Source organism: Niabella aurantiaca DSM 17617 (assembly GCF_000374125.1).
Classification (GTDB): domain Bacteria; phylum Bacteroidota; class Bacteroidia; order Chitinophagales; family Chitinophagaceae; genus Niabella; species Niabella aurantiaca.
The window spans coordinates 68653-82961 of record NZ_KB893633.1 but is presented as its reverse complement, the minus strand read 5'-3'; the positions used below and the strand labels follow the sequence as shown (position 1 = coordinate 82961).

Here is a 14309-nt window from a genome sequence, read left to right as displayed (position 1 = left end):
ATCCTTTGGAATGATAGCGTTGTCCTTTGAACTCTTCTGGAAGCTCGTTGCGCTCTTCTAAAAACAACACCAACCCTTCCTTGTCTTTTAATACCCGAACTAAATCGAAATATTCCAGCGTACCTGCCGGCAAAAAATACCCCGCTAATGCCTTAAATGTCTCTGATTGATCTTCACTCATACCCCAGCAAAAAAATCACTTTTTTACTATTCCCCCAACTTTTTCACTTGATCCGAAAATGGCACAAGGCTCCGGAGGCGTTGCCAAAGACAAAAGATCTTCTCCCGCTCCCGTCCGGCCTGTGTTTCAGAAAGAAGGTTATCGTTGATAGTAATTTAACCTCCATACTTGTCCCGTTTCTGCTGATCCAATCCATCAGCATTCGTTTCTGCAAGTTATTTCTTTTATTGGAAATGGAAGTTTGTCAGACATTCTAAGAAACTGTTTAGAAACGATTCAGGAGCATCCTTATCGTCACAAAAAAGGTACGGGCTTTTTATCGCCGCTACTTTGGGCTTTGCTGCAGCCGCCATCTGCAAAAAGCGGGGTTCAACGATCATTTTAGCAAAAGAGGCATGGCCTCGGAAGATCCGGCAAGAACGGGTTTCAACCCGTTTATAAGTCCAAAAGAACAACAGAGAGCCATGGGCTCGGGGCATAATGATCCGTGCCGATGGCACTTATGAAATTACGGCCTCGTTAAAGCCGTGCTAAAGCGCGGCTTTAACGATAGCGACGCGCCGGATGGCGCTTATAAGGAGGATCAAAATTTTATTTCTAAACAGCTTCTAAGGAGGGCCTTATCTATTTATTTCCCCTGACTGTGTATGCCATGTGCAGTATTACATTGTTGCAGATATGGTTCTGTAAGTCATGACATTCACACAATGATTTCCGGATAGCTGTTTTACGATGATCATCTGACAAGTGTTTTTTCTTTGTGCATTTTGAAAAGTGCGGATTAATCTGTTTCTTTGAGGAACTCTAAACATAAATGCTATGATGAAACGCTTTCGGGGTGCTGCCTCTTTGTTTGCTTTTTTTATTTTTCTGTCTTTTAAAACATTTGGCCAGCCTTCTGCCGGGGATATGGTGGTTTTGGGGATAGATGTGGTGAATGATAAAATTATGTTTGCCACGCTGGTGGATATTCCTGCGGGAACAGAAATAAAAATAACGGACCGGGGTTGGGACAATGCTGCAAACGCCTTTACTCCTTCAATGACGGGAGATGGTATCGTAACCTGGACCCCCATTGTAAAAGTAGATGCCGGTTCGATCCTGTCCCTGGTATTGGGAGGTGCAGATAATGCACCCGCTACGGGTTTGGTAAACGTCACCATCAATACGAACCTGACAAGTCAGGCTGTTTTCAACGGCTACTCCACGAACGATGCCCTGCTTGCATCCGGTGACCAGGTTTTTATATACCGGGGAAGCGACACCAACCCTTATTTCATTTTTGGGTTGAACGCCAGTGGAAATACGAACCTGGACGCCAATAACTGGCAGACTGCTATTACACAGACATTGGTGCACTCGACATTGCCCAATGGTGTGGGGAGTCAGAACAGTTTAACTGCCGGCGTAAATGCTGTGGGTGTTTTAACCAACCCGGGCGGGAGCACTGCCGCGCAGCAACAGTTCGATAATGTATTTTACAATGGGCCTTCCGGTTCCGCTGATAAAGCTACCTGGTTAGCACGCATTACAGATAAAACCAACTGGGACGGAGATGATTCCGGTGCAGGCTCAACTTCAGTCGGCACCACCTTAGGGACAAGTGCAATCGCGTTACCTGTTGCATTTGGTTCAATCAACGCAACAGGATCGGATAATAAATATACGCTTTCGTGGCAAACCGCCTCCGAAACAAACAACAGCCACTTCGAAGTGCAGGCATCAGAAGATGGCGCAGCATTTACGACCATTGCGACCATCGAATCCCGGGCAGTGAACGGTAATTCAGATAGGTTACTTGAATACAGCGTTACTATTGCTTTAACGGGAAGTATGGCTTTGTCGGGCCTGGGTATCTTCGCTCTTTTTATAGCAGCTACCGGTAAAAAAAGACAATGGTTGGGTGGGATAGCCGTATGCATCTTTAGCATTATTGCCTGGTACGGTTGTTCAAAAAACAATCAGGGCGTAACGATCGGCAAAGAGCGGGTCTATATACGCATTGCGCAGGTTGATAAAGACGGCGGAAAAAGCTATAGCAAAGTGATCGTTGTACATGGTGATCGATGACAGGTGCTCCTCTCTGCGGTTTTTTTGCAGGAATGCGCAACTTTAAGCGGATCGGTTTGTAAATTTTATCTAACTATTTCAATTCTGGTTGAATATTTTTTTGTTTTTTCCCATTTAGTCCGCAGTAATTAAAAAAATTTCTAAAAAAAATATTTTTTATTTTTCTATTAAAATCCCTTTGCATTATTTTTAGTTTTTCTTAACGAAGACATAAATGTTTATGGGATTAAAGCTTGCTGTTCGGAATAACGGACCTGTTGCTGCTGGTTCAGGTTGTTTGAACGATGATAAAAACCTCAGGAAAGTCCTCCTTTTATTACTGGTATTTATGGGTTTTAACGGAGCTGCAGTATATGCGCAGACGGGCACCCGGCAGGTCCGAGGCACTGTAACGGATGAGCAGGGCGCCTTTTTATCCGGGGCTACGGTGCATGTGATCCGTACGAACCTCCACCAGGTTACCGACGAAAGCGGAACGTTCACCATCGATGCTGCCAAAGGCGATGCGCTTGAATTCTCCTATATCGGTAAGGCAACAAAGTCGGTGGTATATAATAATGAGCCGGTCTTAAATGTTGTTCTTCAGGACGACGGAAAAGACAAACTTGAGGAAGTCGTTGTATCCACCGGTTATCAGAACGTGAACAAAAAGATGTTTACCGGCTCTTCTGCCATTATTTCTGCGAAGGACGCGCTGCGGAACGGTATTCCGGACGTATCCCGGATGCTGGAAGGACAGGCGGCCGGGGTTTCGGTGCAAAATGTATCCGGCACTTTCGGCGCTGCGCCGAAGATCCAGATCCGCGGGGCCACTTCGCTTTCGGGCGACAACAAACCGTTGTTTGTGATCGATGGCATTATGCTACAGGACGTGGTGAACATTTCCAATGAGGCGCTTACGACAGGCGATGCCAACACACTGATCGGCTCGTCTGTTGCGGGACTGAACCCGGATGACATCGAAACCATCACGATCCTGAAAGATGCGGCAGCAACATCCATGTATGGTGCCCGCGCAATGAACGGGGTAGTGGTGATCACTACTAAAAAAGGGCGCAATACACAGGGCCGTGCCGCGATCAATTATACGGGCAATTTTACCACATTCCTGAAACCCAGTTACAGCCAGTTCGACATTATGAACTCGGCGGAGCAGATGTCCGTAATGCTGGAGCTGGAGAACAAGGGATACTTCAACCACAGCCAGGTATCGCGGGCGGCCACAGGCGGTGTTTTTTATAAGATGTACAACCTGATGTATGATTACGACGAGGCCACCAATACCTTCGCGTTAAAGAACACCTTGCAGGACCGCCTGAACTTCCTGGAGCGGTACGCGCGGGCGAATACAGACTGGTTTGATGTGTTGTTTAAAAACTCGCTGATGCAGGAACATTCGGTAAGTGTAATGATGGGAACGGATAAGGCCCAGTCCTATTTTTCTACCAGCTTCCTTAATGACAACGGGCAAACCATCGGCGACCGGGTAAAGCGGTACACTGCCAATTTCAGAACGACGATGAAGGTAAACGAAAGGCTGAACATTGAGTTTGGCGCCAATGGCTCCATACGCGATCAGCGGGCGCCGGGCACGCTTACCAGGGCATCGGATCCGGTTTACGGCCAGTACTCCCGTGACTTTGACATCAACCCGTATTCTTATGCGATCAATACCAGCCGGCTGATCACCCCGTATGATGAGAACGGGGGCCTTGAATTTTTTACCCGTAATTATGCTCCGTTTAATATCATCAACGAGCTGGATAAAAATTACCTGGAGCTGGGCGTGCAGGACCTTCAGGTACGTGCCGGCATCAAATATAAGATCCTGTCCGGCCTGGTGTACTCCTTTGATGCGTCCTACCGCTATGCCGTTACCAAAAGGCGGCATTATGTAAAAGAAGGTTCCAATATGGCCGAAGCGTTTCGTGCCAATGGCGATGCATCGATCGCCGATGGGAACAGGAATCTTTATACCGATCCGGATGACCCCAATTCACTGCCAGTGGTGGTATTGCCGGAAGGCGGTTTCTATAATACGAACGACAATGACCTCAAACACTTTTATGTAAGAAATGCGCTTGATTACGACCGGCAGCTTGGCGATGATCACCGGATAAAATTATACGGAATGGTGGAAGCCAGCTCGCTGGAACGGCAATACTCCAACTTTACAGGCGTGGCCTACCAGTATGAGAACGGAGGGCTGGTAAATCCCAATTACCGGTTCTTTAAGAAAATGATCGAAGGCGGCGATGCTTATTTTGGAATGAACTACGGATTTGAACGGTTGGCGGCTTTTGCCTTTAAGCCGGCCTATTCATTTAAAGAGCGCTATATCTTTAACGGGAGCATCCGGTATGACGGGTCCAATAAAATGGGCAAATCAAAAGTAGCCCGGTGGCAGCCCACCTGGAACACTTCCCTGGCGTGGGATATCGACCGTGAGGATTTCTTTAATCCGGACAATAAGATATTGTCCACAGCCCGTTTAAGGGCCACTTACGGGTTAGTGGGCAATATGGGAAATGCCACCAATTCTTCAGCGGTCTATTACAACCGCATCACGTACCGGCCATATGAAAATGAAAAGGAGGCCGGTACGTATATCAGCAGCCTGGAGAACTCGGAACTGACCTGGGAAAAGCTATACGAGTTTAACCTGGGCACGGACCTTTCCTTTTTCAGGAACAAGGTAAACCTTACTGTTGACGTTTATAAACGGAATATTTTTGATCTCATCGGTCCCATCCGGACATCCGGCATCGGAGGTGAGTTTACCAAAAGCGCCAATTATGGAGCGATGAGTTCAAAAGGCCTGGAAGTTACGTTGGGCGGCAACCCCGTTAGCAAACCGGATGGGTTCAAATGGCGCACACAGTTCAATTTTGGACTGAATAAGAACAAGATAACAAAACTGGAAGTAGATCCCAACATCTGGACGATGGTAAGGGCCGAGGGGGGCACAAAAAAAGGATATCCCCAACGGGGACTTTTTTCCATACAATTTGATGGCCTGGATCCTGATTATGGCTATCCTACCTATATTGGCACTGATGGGAAAAAGGATACCTATGTGTACCTGCAAAGCACCGATATCGACTATCTGAAATACCACGGTCCGGTGGATCCGACATTTACCGGCGGGTTCTTCAACCGGGTAGCGTATAAGGGGCTTTCATTATCGGCCTTATTTACGTTTGCAGCAGGCAATTATATAAGACTTCAACCTACCTATACCGCGGTATATAACGACATGGTGTCCATGTCTGAAGACGTGGTGAACCGCTGGATCATGCCGGGGGATGAGACCCGCACCGGTATTCCCTCGTTGCTGGACCAGTTTGCCATCAATAACAGCATATTGAAGGCAGATGGGACCACGGTAAGTGCCGTTTACCCGTACAATGCCTACAACTATTCGGACCAGCGTGTGGCTAAAGGCGATTTTATCAGGCTCAAGAATGTTACACTGGCTTATTTGCTCCCCAGGCGAATGGTGACCGGCATCGGGCTTCAAAGCCTTCAGCTTGCAGTGGTAGGCAATAATATTGCATTGCTGTATTCCGACAAAAGGCTGAACGGTGCAGATCCGGAATTTTTCAACAACGGGGGCGTGGCGATGCCCATTCCCAAACAATATACTTTTTCAATTAAAGCAGGCTTTTAATCGATCATACTATGAAGAAAATACGGTTACAACTTTCTGGAACAGTGCTGCTGTTTGTTTTGCTGGCTTCCTGTAATAAATTCCTGGATAAAAACCCGGATATGCGCGCAGAGATCAACAGCATCGATAAGGTTGCGCAGCTCCTCGTTTCGGCATATCCCGAACGGCATTATATTACGTTTGCCGAAGTGGCTTCCGACAATGTTGAGGATAAATCCGCAGTACTGGCAGATTATAATACTGAGCCTTTTCCTACTTTATATAACTGGAAGGAAATGATAGAGGACATCAACGGGTCGCCGGTTAAATACTGGAATGCTGCTTATGAGGCCATTGCTGCAGCCAACCAGGCACTGGCTTCCATTGAAGAGTATCAATTTGGTGCAAGCGCCCGCCAGTACCGCGGGGAGGCATTGGTAGCCCGGGCTTACGCACATTTTATGCTGGTTACCTTTTTTGCAAAAGCATATGAACCGGGAGGCGCCAATGCTTCGCCGGGAGTGCCTTATGTAGATGAGCCGGAAACGGTGGCCATAAAAAAATACGACCGGGGAACGGTGGCATCTGTATATGCGCGCATAGAGAAAGACCTTACGGAGGGATTGCCGTTGCTTACGGGTGGTCAGTGGCAGGTACCCAAATACCATTTTAACCCGCAGGCTGCCCATGCTTTTGCTGCAAGATTCTACCTGTTTAAAGGCGATTGGGACAAAGTGATCGAGCAGGTGTCGGCCATTTTGCCGGCGAACAATTTCAAAGAGAACCTGAGGCCCTATACAGGGGCTCTATACAACCTGACCTATACAGAGCACCGCGTTGAATATACCAAGGCCGAAAAACCGTGGAACCTGCTGCTGGCAAATACGTACTCCAACTTTCAGAGAGGCAGCTCTTCTGTAGGGGCCGCGGGAAATGCCCGGTATAGTTTCGGGGAAACGAAAAAGGACATCTACAACAAAGTGACGGTATTTGGCGCTGCTTTCAGGAACCGGTATGGTGTCTATACCGCGCCCAATTATACCACCAACAAATACAATGAGTACTTTTATTACACAAATGTAGCCGCCGGTATCGGGTATCCCTACATCATGATGCCCCTGTTTACGGTGGATGAAGCCCTGCTGAACCGGGCGGAAGCGTTTATCCAGAAGGAGCAGTTTGATGCGGCGATCACCGACCTGAACACGTTTGCCAGCACACGCATTGTAAATTATGATCCTGCAAAGCACACGCTCACGACTGATAAAGCAAAGACCTTTTTCAACGAAGCAGATGATAAAGCGGCGCTGATAAAAGCAGTCCTGGAAACCAGGCAGATCGCATTTATGCAGGAAGGCATCCGGTGGATGGACATCCTTCGCCATAAGCTTCCGGTAACACATAATCATATTGCTACAGATGGTACCGAAACCTTTGAAACCCTGGGCGCGGATGATAACCGGCGGATGTTCCAGATCCCCCAGGATGCAAAACTTTCAGGCGTCATGCCCAATCCAAGATAAAATTATCAGAAAGATGAAAAATAATTCACTGATCCTTGTATTCCTGCTGCTCGTTTTTGCGTCCTGCCGTAAAAGCGATGCCAACCTGGATGTAGACCTGAGCACTTACAATCCGGACACTTATGTGGCCGATCCCGTGATTGATCAATGGCTCATGGACAGTCTTACCGATCCGTACAATATCCAGACCGTGTACCGGTTTGAACGGAACCTGACCGACGTGGGCAAAGATGTTTCCCCGATTGCGCTGGACAAGGTGATGCCCACGATGCAGGCGGTGCTCCGCATTTTTCTAAAGCCGTATGAGAAGATCGCCGGTGCTGCTTTTATAAAGAAATATACGCCTAAGCAATATGTGCTTTACGGATCGCCCTCGTACAACACCAATGGAAGCATCACACTGGGTACGGCAGACGGGGGCCGGCGTGTGGTGCTGTATGAGCTGAACAGTCTCGACTTCTCCAACGGGGAGCAGGTACGCCGGAAGATCCGTACCATCCATCACGAGTTTACCCATATTCTGAACCAAAACATCCTTATTCCGCCGGAGTTTGAACAGGTGACCAAGGCCGAATATGATGCAGACTGGACCAACAGTGCGAATACGGATGCTGTGGCCAAGTCGCTGGGGTTTGTGTCCCGCTATTCCCGGAGCAGCTATAAAGAGGATTTTGCAGAAATGGTTTCCCATCTGCTGGTGGAAGGGCAGGTATGGTTCAATAATTATATCAATACCACTGAAGCGGATGCAAAAACAAAGCTGCAGGCAAAAGAACGGCTGGTAAAGGATTATTTTAAAACCTATTTTAATATTGAGTTTAGTGAGCTGCAGGCCGAAGTGCAAAAAGTATTAAAGGAAACCTATAATGTTCATGATCCGGAAGATGTGACCCAAACCCTGCCCAACTGGCTGCTGGATAATAAAGTAAGCACGATCACGTATGACCCCGCCGCTGCGCATTATGATACCTATGGCAGATCGGCGGCATTTACAACGGTGTATAATGATTACAAAGCGTCACTGCAAACAAGCAATTGGTATTTGCAGTATATCCAGTTCCGGTTTAATAGTGCAACGAGCATGACGTTCCGGCTGGCATTTAAACAAGGTGCCAATGGCTCCACGGTATATGTAGCCGATTATAATTTTGACTTTACAGTAAACCCTATTACAGGAAGCGTAAAGTTCACCAAAGTGGTACCCGAAACGGCAAACACAAATAGTAATAATAAAATTGTCACTATAGTGGCCGCATTTGAGCAGTACATACTGCCGTACCTGACCAACCGGCAATTTGTTGCGGCCTGGCTTCCTGCCACGCTGCCCTCTTCAGATCCGGCCTACCGGACATTTGGAGGGTTTTATGTAGACGGCTCCTCTTCGAACTATTTCTACGGGCCGATCGCATTGAAATAAAGATTTGCGGGCGCTTTCCCTGGGGAACTGGCCTGTCATAAAATAAATTGTAACAGATATGAATAAGATCATTATTGTTTCGCTGATCGCGGTAATTATAGCCGGCTGCAGAAAGAACGAGGTTGCCCTCGTAAACGGAGGCCTGCCCGAAGAAAGAATGGCGGCGCGTTTAACCGAGCTGAGGAGTAAATTAACCGGTGCCGAAAACGGCTGGGTGGCGTCCCTTACCACTTCCGGCGGTGGGGGCTATGGCTTTTTTATGAGATTTGGCGCCGATGAAAAAGTGATCATGATGGGCGACCTGGATGAGGATGCCGCTACCGAGCCACAAACCTCCACTTACCGGATAAAATGGGTAATGAACGCCTCGCTGATCTTTGATACCTACAATTATATCACCCTGCTCCAGGACCCTGTTCCCGGTTCCTATGGTGGTAAAGCCGGCAGTGGCTATAAGAGTGATATCGAATTTGAATACATCCGCTCAACGGGTGATTCGGTCATCCTCCGTGGAAAGAAGTACCGGAATTATCTGTACCTGGTAAAAGCAACAGCAGCAGAAGCAACAGCCTACCAGCAGGGGACGCTACTGGATATGATGGAGGAAACTGGGGATTACTTTGATACGCATTTTAACAACTACATCAATGTAGCCGGTATTGCCAATAAAGTAGCCTTTGTACCCAATGGCGAAGACAAGCAGGTTTCTTTTCAGTATGCGGATGCAAAGGATAGCATTATTACGGTGAACGGGAAATTCAATTTTGATTTGAATGGAATAGGCTTCGCAGACGATTTCATTGTTAATGGCATTAAATTTAAAAATGGCATTTTAACAGGGAATACGCTGAAACTTTATGATGACAAAGGAAAGGAATATTCCGTTTCCCAAAACGCCACCCCTGTTATCCCGCTCAAGTTATTGTTTGCATATAATAAAACATATAATACCATTCTTATCAGTGGCCGCCAACTGCCGGCAGACGTTAGTTCAGGCTTTAACAGCGTATTTGATGATATGGTTACGAGGTTCATTAACGCGAGCCCCACGCGACCGATTGATTCAGTACGGATCATTTTGCAGAACAGTACCCAGGGCATGGTGGAAATCCGGTATAAGTCGGGAAGCACCAGTTACCAGGCTGCGCTTTCTTTTAATTATGTACTGGAAAATGACGTTCTTACGCTTTCGGATTATACACCGGTAACGAACGGAACAGGCAGTAACTGGACGTCGAGGATCACGCAAATAGGAGATTTTGAAGAATGGATCCGCAGCGGGCCCTTTAAAATCGATTGGGTTGCCAGCACTGCCTCCGGAGGTCAGAGCCTGGGCGGCCTGTACCGGGTTTCGGACCCTGGCAGTTTTTTTTACGGCCAGCTGCGGAAACGGTAAAGTGCAAAGCCAGCTGTCCGTTGTTGGCATTCGGAAAAGGCGATGTGCAGGGCATCATCAACAAGAGATACTGATAGCCAGCCTTCATTCCAGATGCTGAAATAAATTGAATGGCAGCTCAGAAGCTGTCTAAGAATAGATTTTTATGATAAAGCCGGTTATTTTTTCCGCTGATTTTTGCTAATGGGCTCTTTTCTACGTCCCGATTGCTCCTGTCGGGATGCGCCATCTGCGGGAAATCATTATCATTCCTATTTTTTGCGGACGCATTTTTAGACAGTTTATCAGTCGGCCCGGAAAGGAAAAATTTCCCAGACATTTTAATTTTTAAGCCCGATGCCTAACATACTTGAAATTCCGTTATTGATATATGTCGCGATCGCGGTGCTTACCCATTTACTGCGCCTGGTCTTTCTTTTTTTTAAAGTTCCATTACCGGCGCGTTGGCGATTTCTTTCCGAACCACCGGACAGGGGAAACCTTGTTCTGTATTATTTGCTGGTGATCCTTACCGGTATCTATATAATCTATGAGCGGGTCTTTGCAGCATCCGGATGAAGCATAGATCAGGATCAGGGGCTCTTTCATTGGGTATTGATTTTTTTTGGAGAGGCGTTTGCAAATGAAGGGGAATTTTTCCGCGGCCACTTGGGAGCCCCGGAAAGGAAAGAGGCTTCATGGAGCCTCAGCAGCAGCTAAGGTAAGGCCGGTCTGTCTCATGGGGTTGGCCGCCTGGCTGCTTTTATGGGTATAAAAATGATGATTAGAATTTTTGGTACAGGAGGTACATTTGACAAAGAATACAATATGCTGAATGGCCGGTTGTATTTTAAAGATACGCATATGCAGGAGCTATTGGAAAAAGGGCGGAACCTGGTTCCGGTAGCCACCAGTATATTGATGATGATCGACAGTCTTGAAATGACGCAGGAGCAACTCAGTTTGATCGTGAGCCGCTGCGAGCAGTGCGAAGAAGAGCGCATTGTCATTACACATGGCACCGATACAATGGACCAAACAGCGAGAATGCTGGCCAAAAGGATCACCCATAAGACCATCGTGCTTACGGGTGCCATGATCCCTATTAAATTTGGCAGCTCTGACGGGCTATTCAACCTGGGCAACGCGCTGGCATTTGCACAAACGCTTCCATATGGGGTGTATATTGCTATGAACGGCCGGGCCTTTAACTGGGATAATGTCCGCAAAAACAAACAGACAGGCCTGTTTGAGGAACTGAGATAGCCTGCTCCCTTTCAGGAGACCCGGAAAATAAGGGCATTGGCTGGCAGGCAAAGCGCCGGGATGAAGATGGAGCCCTTCTCAGTCAACATCGCGCTCCGTTTTGCGACTCCAAAACGATACAAATACAAGTAGCAAAGTATTCACTCCCGCAAAAAGCCAGGCCCGATCAAAAAGCCAGGAAACAATACTGATATAAAAAAGAAGGTAAGGAGGAATGGAAAAATCACGTTTCTTCCGGTAATGGAACCAATAATCCCAGCAAAAGATCAACAGAAAGGCTACCATTTTTAGGCCATACATCCAGTACTTTTTCATCCCGCTCATTTCAGTGTCATAGCAGGCTTCCAACCCACAATTTGCCAAAAAGATAAAATAAGCGGCCAGCTGAATTTTTATTCGCGTCGGGTTTGTCATTGATTAAAGGTCTTAATAGTCATAGATTGATTTGAAGTATTTATTCACCATTAAGAAAGGCTCGCTTGCAAAATCACCATAATTTGTCCATGCATTTTTGCGATCGGCTTCAGTCGGATCAGCGTAATGCTTTTTCTCATAAGTATATGTTAGGTACAAATATAAATAGTTACTATATATTATATTGCTTGTTAGTATGTTCTTTGGTGGTGATTTTCCGGGTCCCTTTCAGGAGACCCGGAAAAGAAGTACGTGTTCCCTGTTTCCCGGGGAGTCTCCCAAAGGGGACACCCGGGAAGCGTGCATCAGGATCAGATCTTCGTTGTATGCTGATTTTTGCAGAGGAATGTTGGTGAATGAAAGATTCTCATTTTTCCGACTTTCCTTTGGAAGATCCGGAAAAGGAAGAACAAAACGGTCTTGAAAATGTTAACGATAAAGGGAAGGCCGGCTGCTGTAGCGGACCTTTCTACTTTTTTACCCCGGGTTTTTAATTATTATGGTAGATTTGTAGGGTACGATCAAGTGAATATGGACAATAATTTTTATCAACAGATATTTGAATCGCAGAAAGGAGTGCCCGCGGTGCCGCCCAATCATGTAATTTCTTCCTGGGCGGATTCGTTGATCTGCCTGCTGTTTCCGGAGCGCGCCGACTGCTTCCCGATCAGTATCGACGAAGTACAACATAAACTCAGTATCCGGCAAAAGGAACTGGAAGCTATTCTTGCGCTTACCGACACCTGCCGGCAGGTACCCAAAAAGGCCGAGGGGTTCTTTAAGCGGCTGCCCGAATTGTACCGCTTATTGAATACGGATATTGAAGCGATCCTTTCCGGCGACCCGGCGGCCAAGACCCGGTTTGAGGTGATCCGCGCATACCCGGGCTTTTTCGCCATTACCTATTATCGCATTGCCAATGGGTTACTGAAGCTGCAAATACCCCACCTGCCCCGTATTCTTACAGAATATGCACATGGCATTACCGGTATTGATATCCATCCCGGGGCTTCCATCGGCGCGTATTTCTGCATCGATCACGGCAGCGGCACGGTGATCGGGGAATCGACCATCATCGGGGATCATGTCAAGATCTACCAGGGGGTGACCCTGGGTGCACTGAGCGTAGATAAAAGCCTGATGGACCGCAAACGTCATCCCACGGTAGAAGATGGAGTGGTGATCTATTCCAATGCCACCATACTGGGAGGCGATACCGTGATCGGGAGCAACAGCATTGTAGGAGGAAACGTTTGGCTTACCCGGAGCATACCTCCAAACTCGAAAGTATATCACCGGCCCTCCATCGACCTGGTAGAGCAGGAGATACTGGAATAGGAACCCTGTGTGCTTTCAGCCATCAGCAAGATCCGGAAAACCGAAAACCGATCACCGGGGTTTGAAATCCGCGATTTGGAATTTGAGATTTAGTATTTGTAATTTAGAACTTTTATAAATGGCTTCTTTATTGGATCTGGTGGGCAATACCCCCATGGTAGAACTAAAAAAACTCAATCCCAATCCCGCTGTACGGGTGTTTGCCAAGCTGGAAGGGACGAATCCCGGCGGCAGCGTAAAAGACCGCACGGCTTTAAATATGATTGCATCGGCGCTGGAGCGGGGCACGATCAAACCCGGTCATAAGATCATAGAAGCTACCAGTGGAAATACCGGTATCGCGCTGGCAATGATCGCCCGGTTTTATGACCTCGACCTGGAGCTGGTGATGCCCGATACTTCTACCCGCGAGCGTACCCTGACCATGGAAGCATTCGGTGCCCGGGTAACCTTGCTGACCGGCATGGAAACCTGCCGCGATTATGCAGAGGCCAAAGCAGCAAAAGGAGAAGCCTTTATTTTAAACCAGTTTGCCAATGATGATAACTGGGGCGCACATTATAAAACCACGGGACCGGAAATTTGGAAAGACACAGATGGCGCCATCACCCATTTTGTAAGCGCCATGGGCACTACCGGCACCATTATGGGGTGTTCCCGCTTTTTAAAAGAACAAAACCCGGAAGTGCAGATCATCGGTTGTCAGCCTACTGAGGAGGCATCGATCCCCGGCATCAGGCGATGGCCGGAAGCCTATCTGCCAAAGATATTTGATCCCAAAAGAGTAGACCACGTGATGGATATTACCGAAGCGGAGGCGGTCGATCATACCCGGCGGCTGGCAAGGGAAGAAGGGATCTTTGCCGGCATGAGCACCGGTGGTGCGGCAGCAGCGGCATTCCGGCTGGCGGCTGAGATCGACGCAGGCACGATCGTTTTCATTGCCTGCGACCGGGGCGACCGCTACCTGAGCAGTACACTTTTTGGGTAAGGATTGTTGTTTCAGGTTTAAAGTTCAATGTTTCAGTTGGAGATCCGGTCGCTGATCGATGAACACTTCTCAGTTCCGGGCTCAG

At 47.6% G+C, this 14309-nt stretch carries 10 protein-coding genes; 8 read left to right on the top strand and 2 right to left on the bottom strand.

Annotated elements, in window-relative coordinates; all coding sequences use genetic code 11:
- Nucleotides 1-181 (bottom strand): hypothetical protein (locus B160_RS29025; protein WP_018628318.1); only part of this gene is annotated, 181 nt, incomplete at its 3' end.
- A gap of 819 nt (nucleotides 182-1000) precedes the next feature.
- Here B160_RS29025 and B160_RS0112785 point away from each other — a divergent pair.
- The 5 genes from B160_RS0112785 to B160_RS30630 all read left to right on the top strand — a co-directional run bounded on the left by B160_RS0112785 (nucleotide 1001) and on the right by B160_RS30630 (nucleotide 10236).
- Nucleotides 1001-2251, top strand: coding sequence for a hypothetical protein (locus B160_RS0112785; RefSeq protein WP_040679825.1), 1251 nt, complete (start codon nucleotides 1001-1003; stop codon nucleotides 2249-2251).
- 220 nt (nucleotides 2252-2471) lie between these two features.
- The gene (locus B160_RS0112775; RefSeq protein ID WP_018628314.1) at nucleotides 2472-5921 is read left to right on the top strand and encodes a SusC/RagA family TonB-linked outer membrane protein; all 3450 of its coding nucleotides are present in this window, start codon (nucleotides 2472-2474) and stop codon (nucleotides 5919-5921) included.
- An 11-nt stretch (nucleotides 5922-5932) separates the two neighbouring features.
- Complete coding sequence (locus B160_RS0112770) at nucleotides 5933-7423, top strand: RagB/SusD family nutrient uptake outer membrane protein (protein ID WP_018628313.1); 1491 nt, start codon at nucleotides 5933-5935, stop codon at nucleotides 7421-7423.
- 13 nt (nucleotides 7424-7436) lie between these two features.
- Nucleotides 7437-8840, top strand: coding sequence for a substrate import-associated zinc metallohydrolase lipoprotein (locus tag B160_RS30635; protein ID WP_018628312.1), 1404 nt, complete (start codon nucleotides 7437-7439; stop codon nucleotides 8838-8840).
- 58 nt (nucleotides 8841-8898) lie between these two features.
- Nucleotides 8899-10236, top strand: coding sequence for a DUF4302 domain-containing protein (locus B160_RS30630; RefSeq protein ID WP_018628311.1), 1338 nt, complete (start codon nucleotides 8899-8901; stop codon nucleotides 10234-10236).
- Nucleotides 10237-10668: 432 nt separating this feature from the next.
- Here the strand turns inward: B160_RS30630 and B160_RS31660 are convergent, their stop codons facing one another.
- Nucleotides 10669-10824, bottom strand: a complete 156-nt coding sequence (locus tag B160_RS31660) for a hypothetical protein (RefSeq protein WP_018628309.1) — start codon at nucleotides 10822-10824, stop codon at nucleotides 10669-10671.
- 168 nt (nucleotides 10825-10992) lie between these two features.
- On the opposite strand from B160_RS31660, the gene B160_RS0112745 reads away from it, so the two are divergent.
- The 3 genes from B160_RS0112745 (at nucleotide 10993) to cysM (ending at nucleotide 14224) form a co-directional block, all read left to right on the top strand.
- A complete protein-coding gene (locus tag B160_RS0112745; RefSeq protein ID WP_018628308.1) occupies nucleotides 10993-11481 on the top strand; it encodes an asparaginase domain-containing protein in 489 nt (162 codons plus the stop codon).
- Nucleotides 11482-12321: 840 nt separating this feature from the next.
- The gene (locus B160_RS0112735; RefSeq protein ID WP_018628306.1) at nucleotides 12322-13233 is read left to right on the top strand and encodes a serine O-acetyltransferase; all 912 of its coding nucleotides are present in this window, start codon (nucleotides 12322-12324) and stop codon (nucleotides 13231-13233) included.
- 118 nt (nucleotides 13234-13351) lie between these two features.
- Nucleotides 13352-14224 (top strand): cysteine synthase CysM, encoded by an 873-nt coding sequence (gene cysM, locus B160_RS0112730; RefSeq protein WP_026309735.1) that lies wholly within the window; start codon nucleotides 13352-13354, stop codon nucleotides 14222-14224.
- Nucleotides 14225-14309: the final 85 nt, after the last annotated feature.

Excerpts from the sequence above, each read along its gene's own strand:
- B160_RS31660 (WP_018628309.1), bottom strand. The coding sequence starts at position 10,824 with ATGAAAGAGCCCCTGATCCTGATCTATGCTTCATCCGGATGCTGCAAA.
- B160_RS0112745 (WP_018628308.1), top strand. The coding sequence starts at position 10,993 with ATGATGATTAGAATTTTTGGTACAGGAGGTACATTTGACAAAGAATAC.
- cysM (WP_026309735.1), top strand. The coding sequence starts at position 13,352 with ATGGCTTCTTTATTGGATCTGGTGGGCAATACCCCCATGGTAGAACTA.
- B160_RS30635 (WP_018628312.1), top strand. The coding sequence starts at position 7,437 with ATGAAAAATAATTCACTGATCCTTGTATTCCTGCTGCTCGTTTTTGCG.
- B160_RS0112735 (WP_018628306.1), top strand. The coding sequence starts at position 12,322 with ATGTTAACGATAAAGGGAAGGCCGGCTGCTGTAGCGGACCTTTCTACT.
- B160_RS30630 (WP_018628311.1), top strand. The coding sequence starts at position 8,899 with ATGAATAAGATCATTATTGTTTCGCTGATCGCGGTAATTATAGCCGGC.
- B160_RS0112770 (WP_018628313.1), top strand. The coding sequence starts at position 5,933 with ATGAAGAAAATACGGTTACAACTTTCTGGAACAGTGCTGCTGTTTGTT.
- B160_RS0112775 (WP_018628314.1), top strand. The coding sequence starts at position 2,472 with ATGGGATTAAAGCTTGCTGTTCGGAATAACGGACCTGTTGCTGCTGGT.
- B160_RS0112785 (WP_040679825.1), top strand. The coding sequence starts at position 1,001 with ATGATGAAACGCTTTCGGGGTGCTGCCTCTTTGTTTGCTTTTTTTATT.